At 44.7% G+C, this 17,763-nt stretch carries 17 protein-coding genes; 9 read left to right on the top strand and 8 right to left on the bottom strand.

Annotated elements, in window-relative coordinates; all coding sequences use genetic code 11:
• Positions 1-74: 74 nt before the first annotated feature.
• The 4 genes from rpsP to rplS are packed head-to-tail and all read left to right on the top strand — an operon-like array spanning position 75 to position 2,085.
• Positions 75-323: a 30S ribosomal protein S16 gene (rpsP, locus tag IQP38_RS25045; RefSeq protein ID WP_005379962.1), complete on the top strand. Its 249-nt coding sequence runs from the start codon at positions 75-77 to the stop codon at positions 321-323.
• 29 nt (positions 324-352) lie between these two features.
• Entirely contained in the window at positions 353-901 is a 549-nt protein-coding gene (gene rimM / locus IQP38_RS25040) for a ribosome maturation factor RimM (protein ID WP_005379964.1), read from the top strand.
• Between the two features lie 27 nt (positions 902-928).
• Positions 929-1,690 carry a tRNA (guanosine(37)-N1)-methyltransferase TrmD gene (gene trmD / locus IQP38_RS25035; protein WP_017635923.1) on the top strand — a complete coding sequence of 254 codons (762 nt, stop codon included), beginning with the start codon at positions 929-931 and terminating at the stop codon, positions 1,688-1,690.
• 41 nt (positions 1,691-1,731) lie between these two features.
• A complete protein-coding gene (rplS, locus tag IQP38_RS25030) occupies positions 1,732-2,085 on the top strand; it encodes a 50S ribosomal protein L19 (protein WP_005379971.1) in 354 nt (117 codons plus the stop codon).
• Between the two features lie 312 nt (positions 2,086-2,397).
• On the opposite strand, the gene yacG is transcribed toward rplS, so the two are convergent.
• The 8 genes from yacG to nadC all read right to left on the bottom strand — a co-directional run bounded on the left by yacG (position 2,398) and on the right by nadC (position 9,599).
• Positions 2,398-2,592, bottom strand: coding sequence for a DNA gyrase inhibitor YacG (gene yacG, locus IQP38_RS25025; protein WP_017635922.1), 195 nt, complete (start codon positions 2,590-2,592; stop codon positions 2,398-2,400).
• Positions 2,593-2,750: 158 nt separating this feature from the next.
• Positions 2,751-3,491 (bottom strand): cell division protein ZapD, encoded by a 741-nt coding sequence (zapD, locus tag IQP38_RS25020; protein ID WP_005373086.1) that lies wholly within the window; start codon positions 3,489-3,491, stop codon positions 2,751-2,753.
• 27 nt (positions 3,492-3,518) lie between these two features.
• Positions 3,519-4,133, bottom strand: a complete 615-nt coding sequence (gene coaE, locus IQP38_RS25015) for a dephospho-CoA kinase (RefSeq protein WP_193838127.1) — start codon at positions 4,131-4,133, stop codon at positions 3,519-3,521.
• Positions 4,134-5,003 (bottom strand): prepilin peptidase, encoded by an 870-nt coding sequence (locus IQP38_RS25010; protein ID WP_193838126.1) that lies wholly within the window; start codon positions 5,001-5,003, stop codon positions 4,134-4,136.
• 64 nt (positions 5,004-5,067) lie between these two features.
• Positions 5,068-6,291, bottom strand: coding sequence for a type II secretion system F family protein (locus IQP38_RS25005; RefSeq protein ID WP_193838125.1), 1,224 nt, complete (start codon positions 6,289-6,291; stop codon positions 5,068-5,070).
• A 23-nt stretch (positions 6,292-6,314) separates the two neighbouring features.
• Positions 6,315-8,000, bottom strand: coding sequence for a type IV-A pilus assembly ATPase PilB (gene pilB / locus IQP38_RS25000; protein WP_064354290.1), 1,686 nt, complete (start codon positions 7,998-8,000; stop codon positions 6,315-6,317).
• A gap of 6 nt (positions 8,001-8,006) precedes the next feature.
• The gene (locus IQP38_RS24995) at positions 8,007-8,450 is read right to left on the bottom strand and encodes a pilin (RefSeq protein WP_064354289.1); all 444 of its coding nucleotides are present in this window, start codon (positions 8,448-8,450) and stop codon (positions 8,007-8,009) included.
• Between the two features lie 261 nt (positions 8,451-8,711).
• Positions 8,712-9,599 (bottom strand): carboxylating nicotinate-nucleotide diphosphorylase, encoded by an 888-nt coding sequence (gene nadC, locus IQP38_RS24990; protein ID WP_064354288.1) that lies wholly within the window; start codon positions 9,597-9,599, stop codon positions 8,712-8,714.
• 92 nt (positions 9,600-9,691) lie between these two features.
• On the opposite strand from nadC, the gene ampD reads away from it, so the two are divergent.
• The 5 genes from ampD (at position 9,692) to lpdA (ending at position 17,753) form a co-directional block, all read left to right on the top strand.
• On the top strand, positions 9,692-10,243 hold the full coding sequence (ampD, locus tag IQP38_RS24985; protein ID WP_042521337.1) for a 1,6-anhydro-N-acetylmuramyl-L-alanine amidase AmpD: 552 nt from the start codon (positions 9,692-9,694) through the stop codon (positions 10,241-10,243).
• A gap of 405 nt (positions 10,244-10,648) precedes the next feature.
• The gene (pdhR, locus tag IQP38_RS24980; protein WP_005379989.1) at positions 10,649-11,416 is read left to right on the top strand and encodes a pyruvate dehydrogenase complex transcriptional repressor PdhR; all 768 of its coding nucleotides are present in this window, start codon (positions 10,649-10,651) and stop codon (positions 11,414-11,416) included.
• Positions 11,417-11,464: 48 nt separating this feature from the next.
• Positions 11,465-14,128 (top strand): pyruvate dehydrogenase (acetyl-transferring), homodimeric type, encoded by a 2,664-nt coding sequence (gene aceE, locus IQP38_RS24975; protein WP_005386612.1) that lies wholly within the window; start codon positions 11,465-11,467, stop codon positions 14,126-14,128.
• A gap of 19 nt (positions 14,129-14,147) precedes the next feature.
• Positions 14,148-16,058, top strand: a complete 1,911-nt coding sequence (aceF, locus tag IQP38_RS24970; protein WP_193838124.1) for a pyruvate dehydrogenase complex dihydrolipoyllysine-residue acetyltransferase — start codon at positions 14,148-14,150, stop codon at positions 16,056-16,058.
• A 267-nt stretch (positions 16,059-16,325) separates the two neighbouring features.
• Positions 16,326-17,753, top strand: coding sequence for a dihydrolipoyl dehydrogenase (gene lpdA / locus IQP38_RS24965; RefSeq protein ID WP_005379993.1), 1,428 nt, complete (start codon positions 16,326-16,328; stop codon positions 17,751-17,753).
• The last annotated feature ends 10 nt before the right edge of the window (positions 17,754-17,763 follow it).

Raw genomic sequence — 17,763 nt, 5'->3', positions numbered from 1 at the left:
GAGACCCCAAACTGTTTAATTTCTTGAATGGTTTTTGGGGTTAATTTTATTTTTGAGAAAGCAAAGAGGACGACATGGTAACCATTCGTTTGGCACGTCACGGCGCTAAAAAGCGTCCATTTTATCAAATCGTAGTAGCGGACAGCCGCAACGCTGCAACTGGCCGTTTCATCGAGAAAGTTGGTTTCTTCAACCCAACTGCTAAAGGTCAAGAAGAAGGTCTACGTCTAGACCTAGACCGCGTTAACCACTGGGTTGGTCAAGGCGCGTCAGTATCTGACCGTGTTGCTAAGCTAGTTAAAGACGCTCAAAAAGCGGCTTAATTTTTTACTTGAAAAGTAGAAACTAGTTTATGTCGATGAAAGGTAAAGAAACAATGAGCAACGAAAAGATTGTTGTAGGCAAGTTTGGTGCTACTTACGGCATTCGTGGTTGGCTTAAGGTTTTTTCCTACACAGACAATGCTGAAAGCATTTTCGATTACAGCCCTTGGTACATTAACCAAAAGGGCAAGTGGGTTGAGTACAAAGTAGAAAGCTGGAAGCGCCATAACAAAGGTATGGTGGCTAAGCTGGAAGGCATGGATGTTCGTGAAGACGCGCATCTAATGACGAACTTTGAAATTGCTATTGACCCTGCGGTACTTCCTGAATTGTCAGAAGATGAGTTCTACTGGCGCGAATTGTTTGGGATGCAAGTTGTAACTACTAAAGGTTACGATCTAGGTGTTGTTACTGACATGCTAGAAACTGGCTCAAACGATGTTCTGGTTGTTAAAGCAAATCTTAAAGATGCTTTCGGGCAGAAGGAACGATTAATCCCGTTCCTTGAAGAGCAAGTGATCATTAATGTTGATCGCGAAGCTCAACGGATCGAAGTTGACTGGGATCCTGGATTCTAATCTCCAAAATTACAGAGCGAGATAAACATGTGGGTTGGCGTTATTAGCCTTTTTCCAGAAATGTTCCGTTCTGTTACTGATTTTGGAGTAACAGGTCAAGCGGTTAAAAAAGGTCTTTTGTCGATTGAAACTTGGAATCCTAGAGATTTCACTCACGACAAACATCGCACAGTCGATGACCGACCTTACGGTGGTGGCCCTGGTATGTTAATGATGGTTCAGCCTTTGCGCGATGCCATTCATACCGCGAAAGCAGCCTCACCGGGCAAGACGAAAGTCATCTACCTTTCTCCTCAAGGTCGCAAGCTCGACCAGAAAGGAGTGGAAGAACTGGCAACGAATGAGAACTTGCTTCTGATTTGTGGTCGTTATGAAGGGGTAGATGAGCGCATCATTCAATCTGAAGTCGACGAAGAATGGTCGATTGGTGATTTTGTGATGACGGGTGGTGAGATACCAGCCATGACGTTAATCGACGCTGTCTCTCGGTTTGTTCCGGGTGTACTAGGGGATTTCGCGTCAGCAGAAGAAGACTCTTTTGCAAATGGCTTGTTAGATTGCCCTCACTATACGCGTCCAGAAGTATTGGATGACAAAGAGGTACCAGCGGTACTGATGTCAGGCAATCACAAGGATATTCGTCAATGGCGACTCAAGCAGTCGTTGGGCCGTACTTGGCTAAGAAGACCAGAGCTCCTGGAAAACCTAGCTCTGACTGACGAACAGGAACAATTACTTGCTGAGTTTGTTAATGAGCATAAAGCCATTAAAGAACATAACGCAAAGTAACCTAATTTATTTAGTATCAGTTTATTCTAGGAATTTAAAAAATGAGTAACATCATCAAAGCTCTTGAAGAAGAGCAAATGAAATCAGACCTACCTAAATTTGCACCAGGTGACACTGTTGTAGTTCAAGTTAAGGTAAAAGAAGGTGACCGTGAGCGTCTACAGGCTTTCGAAGGCGTTGTAATCGCAATCCGTAACCGTGGTCTACACTCTGCTTTCACTGTACGTAAGATCTCTAACGGTGAAGGTGTTGAGCGTACGTTCCAAACACACTCTCCAATCGTTGATAGCATCGAAGTTAAACGCCGTGGTGCAGTACGTCGTGCCAAGTTGTACTACCTACGTGAGCGTTCTGGTAAGTCTGCTCGTATCAAAGAGAAACTTGCTAAGAAGTAATGCTATAACTAGCGTTCTCATCTTAAACGGAGTCCTTTTAGGGCTCCGTTTTTTTATTTGTGTAATTAGCTTGCTCGTTTCTTTTCTCCCGACCTGCACTGTCGATGCTCATGCACTGACGTACACTCCACGCCTCTACCTTGCTGTGAATAGATTCCTGATGCCGCTATGGCTCCTCGGAATGACAGGAAATGATGGTCAAAGATTATATAGCACTGAGGTTAAAATTCGTCATTCTGGACAGCGACGAAGGAGCGTGATTCAGATTCCCCAAGAAGGAACCTAGGGTATTCCTTTACCCTAGGTCTTAATTTAATACTGGTCTTCAGACCAGCCATCACTGTCGGACATATCGGGTGCGCCTGGGATGGTGTTTTCTTCATCTGCCCATTCACCAAAATCAATCATTTGGCATTGTTTACTGCAGAAAGGGCGATGAGGACTTTGTTCTCCCCATTCTACGTCGGCGCCACATTGTGGGCATTGAACGATGGTAACTTTAGACATAGTTGAGCGTCCCATTACTAATTGGTGTTAAAGGGTAGTATACCTAAACGAATTAAAGATGGCTTATTCAACGCGCTATTGCTGCTACGAAATTTTATCAAATATAAGCGCAATAAAGCGTTGAATTTTAGATTATGGAGGCGAGGCGTAGTGTCGTCTTAGCTGCAAACAGCAAGTTCAAATTCAATATCTTGTGTGCATGCTTGACCGTTTTCAAACGACATGAACTTGATCGCAAAGCGGTTTTTATGGCCTGAAATCATAGGATACACGCCATATTCCATTGGGATGTGAAGTCTTAGAATGTTGGCTTCATCAGCGTCACTTTGGAAGAAACCTGCACGACCGATTTGAGCTTTGAAATGTCCGGTCTCTCTAGTGAGCTTTAACCATAACGAAAGCGCATCAGATAAGGGCTTTAAGCTTGCTTGCCACTGTTGTGCATCACGCTTTTTACGTTCAATAGGTAGATGAAGCCAGTAGTGTAATGCTGGCAGATCAAAACAGCATGAACCACCCGGTAGATTAAAGCGTTGACGGATAGAGCTTAGGAAGCGATCTTCTTTTAATGCTTGGCCAAAACGTTCAGCACCCATTAGTTGGCTATGAACGACATCTATCTCTTGTAGTAGGGTATTTAATGCGTCTTGATCGACACCATCAACATTGAGCCAATGGCGGTACGACAGCCGCTGCTTCTCAAGATCTTTAGCCAGTTCACTTTTCAGTTGGATTTGTTCGAAGATCTCAACCATATCGAATAACGCACGGAAAAACAGTTGATACTGATGATTTTCGCTAAACCCAGAGGCCAAGTGAGCCTGACGCAGCAGAGACTCTACTCTTAGATAAATACGAGTTTTCTCATTTAACGGATGTTCAAATTTGTGCGTGGTCATCGACATAAGCCTTTGTGAGTTTCGTTCCTATTTTCGCAGATTTTTCTTACACATGGCTAGGTACTTTTCGTGCAAATCTGTGATTTGAAGCAAAAGATCAGGGTCACTTGGATTATTCTTAACCACATCGTCTGCAAGCGCGAGCCTTTGCTCTCTTGATGCTTGAGAGGCAAGGATGGCGCGAACTTGATCTTCACTCACATTGTCTCGTTTCATCGTGCGAGATATCTGTGTATTCGGTTCTACATCGACGACAAGAACGCGATCACACAAACTATCTAGCTTGTTTTCTACGAGCAACGGCACCACAAGTAACGCATACTCTGAAGTGACTTGCTGCAAATCTTCGATCATCTTTTCACGAATTATCGGGTGCAACAGTGCGTTGAGCCATGCTTTTTCATCTGAACTCGAAAAGATTTTTTCTCTCAGCTTTGCGCGATCTAAAGTTTGGTCTTCACGAACGATATCGTGACCAAAATGTTCAATAATCGCGTTTAGGCCGGGAGTACCTGGCTCGACAACTTCTCTTGCTACAATGTCGGCATCGACGATATCGATTTTAAATTGTTGTTTGAACAGATTCGCGACGGTTGTTTTTCCACTAGCGATACCACCTGTTAAACCAATAACCAAAGCCATTTACACTCCTAGAACTGAAGTAAAGTACCAGTTTAAAATCTGGTCGCCCCAAATTAAGCTTATCCAACCAGCAATTGCTAAGTAAGGACCGAAAGGGAAAGCTTTTTCAATTCCCTGCTTTTGCAAGCGTAGTTGAATGATGCCAAATACGATGCCAACCACAGAAGAAAGTAGAATGATCATCGGCAGTGACTGCCAACCTAGCCAAGCTCCTAGTGCCGCTAGTAGTTTAAAATCACCATACCCCATTCCTTCTTTACCAGTAAGTAACTTAAAGCCCCAGTAAACGGACCAGAGACATAGGTAACCAGCAATAGCACCAATGACAGAATCTTGTAGAGTAACAGGACTTATTTCGACTAATGCTAAGGCAATGCCAGCCCAAGTTAATGGTAATGTTAATTGGTCAGGTAACAACATAGTATCGAGATCGATAAATGTTGCGGCGATTAAGATAAAAGTGAAAAAGAGTAGTGCAACGGTAAAGTAACTAAAACCAAAGTAATAAGCGATAAAGCCTGAGCAGAATGCAGTGAGCAGTTCAATCAGTAGATAGCGTGCACTAATGGTTGCCTGACAGCTGTGACATTTACCTTTTAAGAGCAGCCAGCTAATCACAGGAATGTTGTCTCGAATACGTATCGATGTTGCGCATTTCTGGCAGGAGGAGCGTGGAACGCTCAAGGTCAGCACTTCTTTAGGAGGTTCTATTTTGTATTCAGGAAATGACTCGGCACATTCGCGTCGCCATTCTAGTTCCATGATTTTAGGTAGTCGATAAATAACCACATTGAGGAAGCTACCCACGATCAGACCGAAGATGGTGGCAAACACAACGAATAGCCAAGGGTAGTACTGGAATACTTCCATATTTGTCTCTTGAGCGATGAGTGAAATCAGCAAGATGCTGTTTTAAAGGAGTTAACAGCTCATTCTAGCCCAATACACTCATTAAGTTAAAGATTGGCAAGTACATTGCTGTCACTAATCCGCCAACAACGATACCTAAAAAAACGATAATTAGTGGCTCTAGAATTTTACTAAGGTTGTCGACGGTGTTATCGACTTCAAACTCGTAGATCGTTGCAACTTTATTGAGCATGTCGTCAAGTCGACCAGACTCTTCACCGATCATGACCATTTGTAACACTAATTCAGGGAACACATTACAGTTACGCATGGCAACATACATTGGCATACCTGCGGCGGTATCACGGTAAACTTCTTCTATGGCGAGTTGATAGTGTAAGTTTCCTGAGGTTTTTGATGTGGTTTTTAAACTGGTTAGAATTGGAATACCCGCTGTAAAGCTTGTGGCGAGTGTTCGACTAAATTTGGCGATAGCGGCTTTTGATAATACGGGCCCGAGGACAGGAAATTTAAGCACAGAGCGATTGAGCATTAAGCGAAAAGAATCTGAACGCTTAGAGAGGATTCTCGCTGAGATGAATAGACTGATAGAGCCTAGTGCTATAAATGGGCTCCAGTTTTGTGTCCAGGCGGAAAGATCTAACACTTGCCTGGTAAACCACGGTAAGTCAGCACCAAAACCAACAAACATTTTTTCAAACTCGGGAATGACTTTGGTGAGCATGATAAACGACACTCCTAACGCGACTAGCACTACCATGGCTGGGTAAATCAGTGCTTTGATCACTTTCGCACGAAGCTGCTCATTTTTTTCTCGGTAGGTGGCTAAGCGCTCGAACACTTCCGCTAAGTTACCGGATTGCTCACCTGTTGCGATAAGGTCGGTATAGAGTGGGTCAAAGTGTTCACTTGCAGTGCGCATTGCTTTTGACATGGGCGTCCCTGCTTCAACGGCGCGTGTCACACTCATCAAAATGGATTTCATCTCTGCTTTTTTGTGATTTTCTGATACCAATTTTAAAGCCTGAACTAAGGGTACACCGGTTATCAACATCGTCGAAATCTGACGGGTAAACACCGTGATGTCTCTGGCTTTCACGCGATGGCTGAGTTTAGTGAGAAACGAAATACTGCTTTTCTTTAACTTCTTGATCTTGATGTGCTGTGCGTCTAGACGCTCGCGTACTTCAATTTCTGTCATCGCGAGGGTTTGTCCAGACGTCTTTTTGCCAGAACTGTTGATGCCTTTCCAGCGGAAGTTTTTAAGTTGTGGTGTAGTGCTTTTCATGGATGTGACTGCTGATTAAAGGATTAAAAATAAAGTACGCGCTGTAGTTCACTAAAACTTGTGATTCCTTGTTTGAGTTTTTCTATGCCCGACATTTGTAACGTGCTCATACCATTTGCGATGGCGAGTTTTTCTAGTTCATGTACCGAGGCGCCTTTAATAAGCGCTTCGGAAAGAAATTCATCAAAGCGCATCACTTCATAAATCCCCGTTCGGCCGGAATAACCATGGGTACACTCATTACATCCATCGGGATTGGCTTTAAAAATGTTGTCGCTTGCTTGAATTCCAAGGTGTTGTAGCTGAACGGTAAGCTCTTGTGATTGTTTACAGTGCGAGCACAGTTTACGGGCCAAGCGCTGGGCAATAATCAAATTAAGAGATGAGGCCAAGTTAAAGCTTTCTACGCCCATGTTTGATAAACGAATAACCGTTTCAGCCGCAGAATTGGTATGCAAGGTTGAAAGTACTAAGTGACCGGTTTGCGATGCTTTTATAGCGATTTCGGCGGTGTCTAAGTCACGAATCTCACCGACCATTACCACATCCGGGTCTTGACGTAAGAAAGAGCGCAGGGCTTCGGCAAAACCAAAACCAATCTTAGGCTGAACTTGAACTTGGTTAATGCCCGATAAGTTAATTTCTACTGGGTCTTCTGCCGTGGAAATGTTGATTTCTGGCTTATTGAGGATACTTAGCCCAGTGTATAGAGAAACGGTTTTACCGCTCCCTGTTGGGCCTGTCATCAGAATCATGCCTTGTGGGCGACGCAGCGCATCCAAGTACAATTGTTTTTGTTGTTCGCTATAACCAAGCTTGTCGATATCCAATGACGCAGAGCTGCTGTCGAGCAGTCGTAGTACAATTTTCTCTCCGAATAGAGTCGGTAGCGTGGATACACGCATATCAATTGCGGTGTCTTGATTCAACTTGAGCTTAATACGCCCATCTTGTGGTAAACGTCGCTCTGCAATATCAAGTTTAGAGAGGATTTTGATACGAGCGGATAAGCGGCGACTTAAGTGGCTTGGTGGCTGCTGTGTTTCAATTAAGATGCCATCACAGCGTAGGCGCACGCGGTACATCTTTTCATAAGGCTCAAAGTGGATATCGGATGCGCCTTTGCGCACAGCGTCCAACAGAATTTGGTTGATGTAACGGCTAACAGGAGACTCATCTTGGCTCAAGTCTTCAATGTTGTCGATTTCATCTGCGCCCACGTCAACCAGATTGGCTAACTCTTCTTGGTTGATCTCTTTTAACCCGGACTTCTCATGACTCAATGAACGACCATACAAGCGTCGAATTGCCGCGCTGAGTTGACTAAAATCCCCCAAGACCAATTCAACCTGTAAACCAGTGGCAAAGCGAAAATCATCTTCTGCTTGTTGGTTGGTGGGGTCGGCAACGGCGAGTAATAACGTTGAAGACGTACGCTGGAGTGGGAGTGCGTTATGTCGTGTGATTAATTCACGTAGACCGAGTTGTTGACAAAGCGAAGCGTACTCGTACTGAGATAACTCGGGCTGATTTAAACCAAAGAGAGAACTTAAGTGATCAGCGAGCTCACTTGACGTGAAGAATCCAGAACTGAGTAAAGCTTCCGGCATCGAAATGCCAGAAGCTTTGACTTGCTCTATTAACGATTCTTCTTGGGAAAAGGTCAGTACTCCTTTTTGACGAAGAATGGTTGAGAGGTTTGTTAACATTAGGTTTTATCTACAAGCTTTTGGTACTTCATTGCTTGTTAATTTGCTATTAGTTGTAAATGTACATGCCCACCCACTATTTGACTTGGCAATTTCTACAAAGGCCGTGCTTATAGAAGAAGTATTACCAAATAGGAACTTAATGGTTCCATTTGCACCGCTGATACTCTCGAATGATAGAGTGCCAAGTTTGTTCATTCCTGACGTTGCACCAACAGCAGTAAAGCCCGCGGAATCATTAGTCGGGAAAGCACCGACTTCTTGAATATGCATATCTATATTAGTGATAAGAGATTTAGCGGTTGCTAACCCAGTAGCTGCTTCTGACTTTTTTACATAGTTTTGATAAGCAGGGATCGCGATAGCTGATAGCACCCCAATAATTGCTACCACAATCATCAATTCAATTAGCGTAAAACCTTGCTGTTTTTTCTGTTTACTGTTTTTCATTTTTAACCCTTTCCTAAAAATTAATAATGCTCTTGCATTGGCGAAAGATTATGGAGAGTTAAGGTGGGTTGAAAATGGGGAAGAGATGGGCTCTCGAGTGAGATAAAACTCTTTGGTGAAAAGTTGCATATCGCATGCAGGGTTTTGCGAGTAGTACTATTTTTTTAGTGGATAAAAAGAAAGGGCCAATTGGCCCTTTTAAATGATGAGTTACTCACAACTCACTGAGTTAGTTGAAGTAATTGAGATTTGTTGCTTTTATTATTTGAAGCGCATCGAAAGATCCATCGCTTTTAAATGCTTAGTCAACGCGCCTACCGAAATGTAATCGACACCGGTTTCTGCGTATTCTGCGATGGTCTCTAGCGTAATGTTGCCGGAGTTCTCTAAAGCGGCACGACCTGCGTTAATCGCTACGGCTTCACGCATCATTTCTTTTGTGAAGTTATCGAGCATGATGATGTCGGCACCAACCTCTATCGCTTGTTTCAACTCTTCTAAGCTTTCCGTTTCTACTTCTACCGGTTTGCCTGGGTTAAGCTCTTTCGCTTTTTGGATGGCTTGGGTGATGCCACCACAAGCAATAATGTGGTTTTCTTTAATGAGGTAAGCGTCGAACACGCCGATGCGATGGTTAAAGCCACCACCACACGTCACGGCGTATTTTAATGCGCTACGCAGACCAGGAATGGTTTTGCGTGTATCTAGTAGACGACACTCAGTATGCGCGATTTTTTCAGCGTACTCTGCGGTAACTGTTGCGCAGCCAGACAGCGTTTGGATGAAATTCATTGCGTTACGCTCACCAGTCAACAAGTCACGAGCAGGGCCTGTCAGCGTGCAAAGGGTTTGGTTAGGTTCGACTTTATCGCCGTCCTTCACGTGCCATTCAATGCTGACCTTACCACCGAGCTGTTTAAAAACTTCATCAGCCCATGCTTGACCACAGAACACACCATGCTCACGAGTAATAATCGTTGCGGTATTAACCGCCTCGGCAGGGATCAAAGATGCAGTAATGTCGTTATCTGCGTCTACACTGACACCTAGATCTTCTTTTAAGGTATCAGCGACAGAGCGAGTGATCTCTAAAGGGAGTTGTTGTTTAAGGTATTCTAGGCGTTCTTGAATGTTGTGTGTGTTCTTCATCGCAAATCTTGTCTTGAAAGGGAGATGGCAACGAATGATACTCTCCGGTGTCAATAATTTCAGCAGTTAATTTGCAAAGTAGAGAGGTTGATATGCGCCCAATTATCGAGAATGGCTGGCTGACACAAGCAAAGCATGTTCCGTCACCATTTTTTGATGCCCGCTCTGATATAAACGACATCTCTCTGCTGGTGGTACACAATATCAGTTTGCCTCCTGGGCAGTTTGGTGGACCATATATAGAGGACTTCTTCACTGGCAAGCTAGACCCAAATGAACATCCATTTTTTGAAGTCATTCACAAAATGGGCGTTTCTGCACATTGCTTGATTAAAAGAAACGGCGAGGTTGTTCAATTTGTTTCTTTTCTTGATAGAGCATGGCATGCCGGTCAATCCAGTTTCGCAGGCAGGGAGCGTTGTAATGACTATTCCATTGGTATCGAGCTTGAAGGGACAGAATTTACTGCCTACACAGAAGCGCAATATCAATCACTTGCAGAGATCACTGAGGTGATTATGCAGTCTTATCCTCAAATCACCCCGCCACGAATTACCGGTCATCAATATATTGCGCCCTTGAGAAAAAGCGATCCTGGTCTAAGCTTTGATTGGGTGAAATATAGACTGCTTATACAGCGTTGATTTGTAGCGAAAGTGTAAATTCAAAAAAGCGAAATAAATAAGGCATACGATCAGGTATGCCTTTTTTTGATACCAGAAATATTAATGATTGTTAAAAGTTAACTACATTTTTACGCTCGTACATGCCGTTTTGGTGAATAAATAGACTGATAATTTTGTCATTTTCTGTATTTCTTTTCCAAAACTGCTAGCACGTCGACTTCCCATTTGTATGCTTTATGTAATTGGTCATACCAATTCTATTGCTGTTTTAACAGTCGATTGTTATCAGAGTGTTGGAAGTAAGCTCGTTCTATGATTTAGGTCAATTTTCGGCTGGACAGTGGCGTTTTAATTATGTTAATTTCTGCACCAACTTAAAATTGGTATTACCAATTACCTGCAAGAGTAGAAGAACAATAAATTATGGCTTATCAAAGGATTCGTCAGCCAAAACTCTCTGATGTTATAGAACAAGAGTTAGAAAGGTTGATAGTGGAAGGAACATTGTCTCCGGGGCAACAACTGCCTCCAGAGCGTGAACTGGCAAAACAGTTCGATGTGTCTCGTCCTTCAGTCCGAGAAGCCATTCAACGCTTGGAAGCGAAGCGTTTGTTGACTCGTCGCCAAGGTGGCGGAACATTCGTAAGTGAGAATATCTGGAAGAGCTTTTCAGATCCCTTGTTGAATTTGTTGTCTAGTCATTCTGAAACCCAGCTTGATGTGCTTGAGTCTCGTCATGCAATGGAAGGAATTTCAGCTTACTTTGCAGCTTTACGTGGTACCGAAGAAGATTTTGCGCGTATTCAAGGTTGCCTTGAACGCATTAGCCAAGAGCAAGCAAACAACGATATCGAAGCTGAATCTGCGGAAGTGATGCAATTTTTGATCGCTTTGACAGAAGCCGCGCACAACGTGGTTTTGTTGCACATTGTTCGAAGCTTAGCACCTTTGCTTGAGCAAAATATTCTACAAAATTTTAAATTACTACGTCGCCGCCCAGAAGCGGTCGAGAAAGTCAGTAAACACCGAGCCAATATCGTGGATGCGATTGTTTCTGGTCAGCCTGAAAAGGCGCGAGAAATGTCCCACTCGCACTTGGCTTACATCGAAGAAACATTGTTGGATTTGACTCGAGAAGAGTCTCGACGAGAGCGTTCTCTACGTCGAATTCAGCAGGGTAATGACTCGTAAGAGCGTTACTTAAATAAGTAGATCCAACCAACAGAAGGATAGATCGCCATGTCTGATATGAAGCATGACGTAGATGCACTGGAAACTCAAGAATGGCTACAAGCGCTTGAGTCAGTTGTACGTGAAGAAGGTCTAGAGCGTGCTCAATTCCTATTAGAGCAAGTTCTAGATAAAGCACGTCTAGACGGTGTTGATATGCCAACAGGTATCACAACTAACTACATCAACACGATTCCTGCAGACCAAGAACCAGCATACCCAGGTGACACAACACTTGAGCGTCGTATTCGCTCAATTATTCGTTGGAACGCTATCATGATCGTTCTACGTGCATCTAAGAAAGACCTAGAGCTAGGCGGCCACATGGCGTCTTTCCAGTCTTCTGCTGCGTTCTACGAGACATGTTTCAACCACTTCTTCCGTGCACCAAACGAGAAGGATGGTGGCGACCTAGTTTACTACCAAGGTCACATTTCACCAGGTATCTACTCACGTGCATTCGTTGAAGGTCGTCTAACTGAAGAGCAGCTAGACAACTTCCGTCAAGAAGTAGACGGCAAAGGTATTCCTTCATACCCGCACCCTAAACTGATGCCTGAATTCTGGCAGTTCCCGACAGTATCGATGGGCCTAGGTCCAATCGCTTCTATCTACCAAGCTCGTTTCCTTAAGTACCTAGAAGGCCGTGGTCTTAAAGATACTTCAGAGCAGCGCGTTTACGCGTTCCTAGGTGACGGTGAGATGGATGAGCCAGAATCACGTGGTGCTATCTCTTTTGCTGCGCGTGAGAAACTAGATAACCTATGCTTCCTAATCAACTGTAACCTACAGCGTCTAGATGGCCCTGTAATGGGTAACGGTAAGATCATTCAAGAACTTGAAGGTCTGTTCAAAGGTGCTGGTTGGAACGTAGTGAAAGTAATCTGGGGTAACAACTGGGATTCACTACTAGCTAAAGATACGACTGGTAAGCTTCTACAGCTTATGAATGAAACGATCGACGGCGACTACCAAACATTCAAATCAAAAGATGGCGCGTACGTACGTGAGCACTTCTTTGGTAAGTACCCAGAGACAGCTGCACTTGTTGCTGACATGACTGATGACGAAATCTTCGCACTTAAGCGTGGTGGTCACGAGTCTTCTAAGCTATACGCGGCATACAAAAACGCGGCAGAAACTAAAGGTCGTCCAACAGTAATCCTAGCTAAGACTGTTAAAGGTTACGGCATGGGTGAAGCGGCTGAAGGTAAGAACATCGCGCACCAAGTTAAGAAGATGGACATGACTCACGTACTACACCTACGTGATCGTCTAGGTCTTCAAGACATCCTAACTGACGAAGCAGTGAAAGAACTTCCGTACCTGAAACTTGAAGAAGGTTCAAAAGAGTACGAATACCTACACGCTCGTCGTAAAGCGCTACACGGCTACACGCCACAGCGTCTACCAAAATTCACTCAAGAATTCATCGTTCCTGAGCTAGAAGAATTCAAGCCACTACTAGAAGAACAGAAGCGTGATATCTCTTCTACTATGGCATTCGTACGTGCACTAAACGTTCTACTTAAGAACAAGAACATTGGTAAGAACATCGTTCCTATCATTGCTGACGAAGCACGTACATTCGGTATGGAAGGTCTGTTCCGTCAAATCGGTATCTACAACCCGCACGGCCAAACATACACACCAGAAGACCGTGGCGTTGTTTCTTACTACAAAGAAGCGACTTCAGGTCAGGTTCTACAAGAAGGTATCAACGAGCTAGGTGCTATGTCTTCATGGGTTGCTGCTGCGACTTCATACTCGACAAACGACCTACCAATGATTCCGTTCTACATCTACTACTCAATGTTCGGCTTCCAACGTGTTGGCGACATGGCGTGGATGGCTGGTGACCAACAAGCACGTGGTTTCCTACTAGGTGCAACTGCGGGTCGTACAACGTTGAACGGTGAAGGTCTACAGCACGAAGACGGCCACTCGCACATTTTGGCGGGTACGGTTCCTAACTGTATTTCTTACGACCCAACGTTCGCGTACGAAGTAGCTGTAATCATGCAAGACGGTATCCGTCGCATGTACGGTCCAGAACAAGAAAACGTGTTCTACTACCTAACGCTAATGAACGAAAACTACGCAATGCCAGCAATGCCAGAAGGCGCTGAAGAAGGCATCCGTAAAGGTATCTACAAGCTAGAAACTTACACGGGCGACAAAGCGAAAGTTCAGCTAATGAGTTCTGGTACTATCATGAATGAAGTACGTAAAGCAGCTCAAATCCTAAGCGAAGATTACGGTGTTGCTTCTGATGTTTACTCTGTAACGTCATTCAACGAACTAACTCGCGATGGCCAAGATGCAGAGCGTTTCAACATGCTTCACCCAGAAGCGGAAGCGAAAGTACCTTACATCCAAACAGTAATGGGTACTGAACCTGCTATCGCAGCAACTGACTACATGAAGAACTACGCAGAGCAGGTTCGTGCATACATTCCTGCTGAGTCTTTCAAAGTTCTTGGTACTGATGGCTTCGGTCGTTCAGACAGCCGTGAAAACCTACGTCGTCACTTCGAAGTGAACGCAGGTTACGTAGTAGTAGCAGCGCTAACTGAACTAGCGAAACGTGGCGAAGTTGAGAAATCTGTAGTTGCAGAAGCAATTAAGAAATTCGACATCGACACAGAGAAAACAAACCCGCTATACGCTTAATTAAGAAGGTAGATAAGAAATGGCAATCGAAATTAATGTACCAGACATCGGTGCGGATGAGGTTGAAGTTACTGAGATTCTTGTAAGCGTTGGCGACAAGGTTGAAGAAGAGCAGTCTCTGATCACAGTTGAAGGCGATAAAGCTTCTATGGAAGTTCCTGCTTCTCAAGCGGGTATCGTTAAAGAAATCAAAGTTGCAGAAGGCGACAAGGTTTCTACTGGTTCTCTAATCATGATTTTCGAAGCCGAGGGTGCAGCTGACGCTGCACCTGCTCCTGCGGCAGAAGCAGCTCCAGCAGCAGCTCCAGCTCCAGCAGCAGCGGCAGAACTAAAAGAAGTTCACGTACCAGACATCGGTGGTGATGAAGTAGAAGTTACTGAAATCATGGTTGCCGTTGGCGACAGCATCGAAGAAGAGCAATCTCTTCTAACTGTTGAAGGCGACAAAGCTTCTATGGAAGTTCCAGCGCCATTCGCAGGTACTCTAAAAGAGATCAAAGTTGCAGCAGGCGATAAAGTATCGACTGGCTCACTTATCATGGTATTCGAAACAGCAGGTTCAGGCGCTCCAGCAGCACCAGCGGCAGCTGAAGCTCCTGCGGCAGCAGCTCCAGCAGCGTCTGCGGCAAAAGAAGTGAACGTTCCAGATATCGGCGGCGACGAAGTTGAAGTTACTGAGATCATGGTTGCGGTTGGCGACACAGTGGAAGAAGAGCAATCTCTAATCACTGTTGAAGGTGACAAAGCTTCTATGGAAGTTCCTGCACCATTCGCTGGCACAGTTAAAGAAATCAAGATTGCAGCTGGCGACAAAGTGTCTACTGGCTCACTAATCATGGTATTCGAAGTGGCGGGTGCAGCACCTGCTCCTGCAGCAGCTCCAGCTCCAGCTCCAGTTCCAGCTCAAGCGGCAGCACCTGCAGCTCCGGCTCCTAAAGCAGAAGCTCCGGCGGCAGCAGCTCCAGCAGCGACTGGCGATTTCAAAGAAAACGATGAGTACGCTCACGCGTCTCCAGTTGTTCGTCGTCTAGCGCGTGAATTTGGCGTTAATCTTTCTAAGGTTAAAGGTTCTGGTCGTAAGAGCCGTATCCTAAAAGAAGACGTTCAAGCTTACGTGAAAGATGCACTTAAGCGTCTTGAGTCTGGCGCAGGTGCAGCAGCATCTGGCAAAGGCGACGGCGCGGCTCTTGGTCTACTACCATGGCCAAAAGTGGACTTCAGCAAGTTTGGTGAGACAGAAGTTCAACCGCTATCTCGCATTAAGAAGATCTCTGGCGCAAACCTACACCGTAACTGGGTAATGATCCCGCACGTTACACAGTGGGATAACGCAGACATCACGGCTCTTGAAGCATTCCGTAAAGAGCAAAACGCGATTGAAGCGAAGAAAGACACTGGCATGAAGATCACACCACTTGTGTTCATCATGAAAGCGGTAGCTAAAGCGCTTGAAGCGTTCCCAGCGTTCAACTCTTCTCTATCAGAAGACGGTGAGAGCCTAATTCTGAAGAAATACGTGAATGTTGGTATCGCGGTAGATACACCAAACGGTCTAGTTGTTCCTGTATTTAAAGACGTGAACAAGAAAGGCATCTACGAGCTATCTGAAGAGCTAATGGCGGTTTCTAAGAAAGCACGTGCTGGTAAGCTAACTGCGGCTGACATGCAAGGTGGCTGTTTCACTATCTCTAGCCTAGGCGGTATCGGCGGTACAGCGTTTACTCCAATCGTAAACGCACCAGAAGTTGGTATCCTAGGTGTGTCTAAGTCAGAAATGAAACCGGTATGGAACGGTAAAGAGTTCGAACCGCGTCTACAACTTCCACTGTCTCTATCATACGACCACCGTGTGATCGATGGTGCTGAAGGTGCGCGCTTCATCACTTACCTAAACTCATGTCTATCTGACATTCGTCGTCTAGTTCTGTAATAGAAATTAGATGAATGAGAGGCGGCAACTTAGCCGCCTCTGCTAATCATAATTACCGACAATTTGGTTATCAGCCTTGCTTCGTTCAGGGTTTTCACAATCGAATTGTTGTCTAGCTCACAGGCTAAATTGATTTACTTTTCACACCATTAACATCTCTGTAAACTGTTAGCGGTCTGAAAATAACTGTTTAAAACAAATCTCTCTTAAACATAAAAAATCGATACCCACTCAGCCTGTTAGGGATAATGACTACAAGAGGTCAAAATGAGCAAAGAAATTAAAGCCCAAGTTGTTGTACTTGGTTCTGGTCCTGCTGGTTACTCCGCTGCATTCCGTTGTGCGGACTTAGGTCTTGAAACTGTACTAGTTGAACGTTACAGCACGCTTGGCGGTGTATGTCTGAACGTGGGTTGTATCCCATCTAAAGCACTGCTTCACGTTTCTAAAGTAATTGAAGAAGCGAAAGCGATGGCTGACCACGGCGTTGTGTTCGGTGAGCCTCAAACAGACATCAGCAAAATCCGCATCTGGAAAGAAAAAGTTGTTAACCAACTAACTGGCGGCCTAAGCGGTATGGCTAAGATGCGTAACGTAACAGTAGTTAACGGTTACGGTAAGTTCACTGGCCCTAACTCTATCCTTGTAGAAGGCGAAGGTGAGCCAACAGTTGTTAACTTTGACAACGCAATCGTTGCGGCTGGTTCTCGTCCAATCAAACTGCCATTTATCCCGCATGAAGACCCACGTATTTGGGACTCTACTGACGCTCTTGAACTAAAAGAAGTGCCAGAAAAACTGCTTATCATGGGCGGTGGTATCATCGGTCTAGAAATGGGTACGGTTTACCACTCTCTAGGTTCTAAAGTTGAAGTTGTTGAAATGTTTGACCAGGTAATTCCTGCAGCAGACAAAGATATCGTGAAAGTATTTACTAAGCGTATCAAAGACAAGTTCAAGCTAATGCTAGAAACGAAAGTAACAGCAGTTGAAGCAAAAGAAGACGGTATCTACGTTTCAATGGAAGGCAAGAAAGCGCCAGCTGAAGCTGAGCGTTACGATGCGGTTCTAGTTGCTATCGGTCGTGTACCAAATGGTAAGCTAATCGACGGTGAAAAAGCGGGTCTAGAAATTGACGAGCGCGGCTTCATCAACGTTGATAAGCAAATGCGTACTAACGTTCCTCACATCTTCGCGATCGGTGATATCGTTGGTCAACCAATGCTTGCTCACAAAGGTGTGCATGAAGGTCACGTAGCTGCTGAAGTTATCTCTGGTAAGAAGCACTACTTCGACCCTAAAGTTATCCCTTCAATTGCGTACACTGAGCCAGAAGTGGCTTGGGTTGGTAAGACTGAAAAAGAAGCGAAAGAAGAAGGCATCAAGTACGAAGTAGCAACATTCCCATGGGCAGCATCAGGTCGTGCAATCGCATCTGACTGTGCAGACGGTATGACTAAGCTAATCTTCGACAAAGAAACTCACCGCGTAATCGGTGGTGCTATCGTTGGTACTAACGGTGGTGAACTACTTGGTGAAATCGGCCTTGCAATTGAGATGGGCTGTGATGCAGAAGATATCGCTCTGACTATCCACGCTCACCCAACTCTACACGAGTCTGTAGGTCTGGCTGCTGAAGTATTTGAAGGTTCAATCACTGACCTGCCAAACAAAAAAGCAGTTAAGAAGAAGTAAGCTTTTTCTG

It is taken from the genome of Vibrio sp. OPT41 (assembly GCF_015163595.1).
Taxonomy (GTDB): Bacteria; Pseudomonadota; Gammaproteobacteria; order Enterobacterales; family Vibrionaceae; genus Vibrio; species Vibrio alginolyticus.
This window is presented reverse-complemented; position numbering and strand designations above follow the sequence as displayed.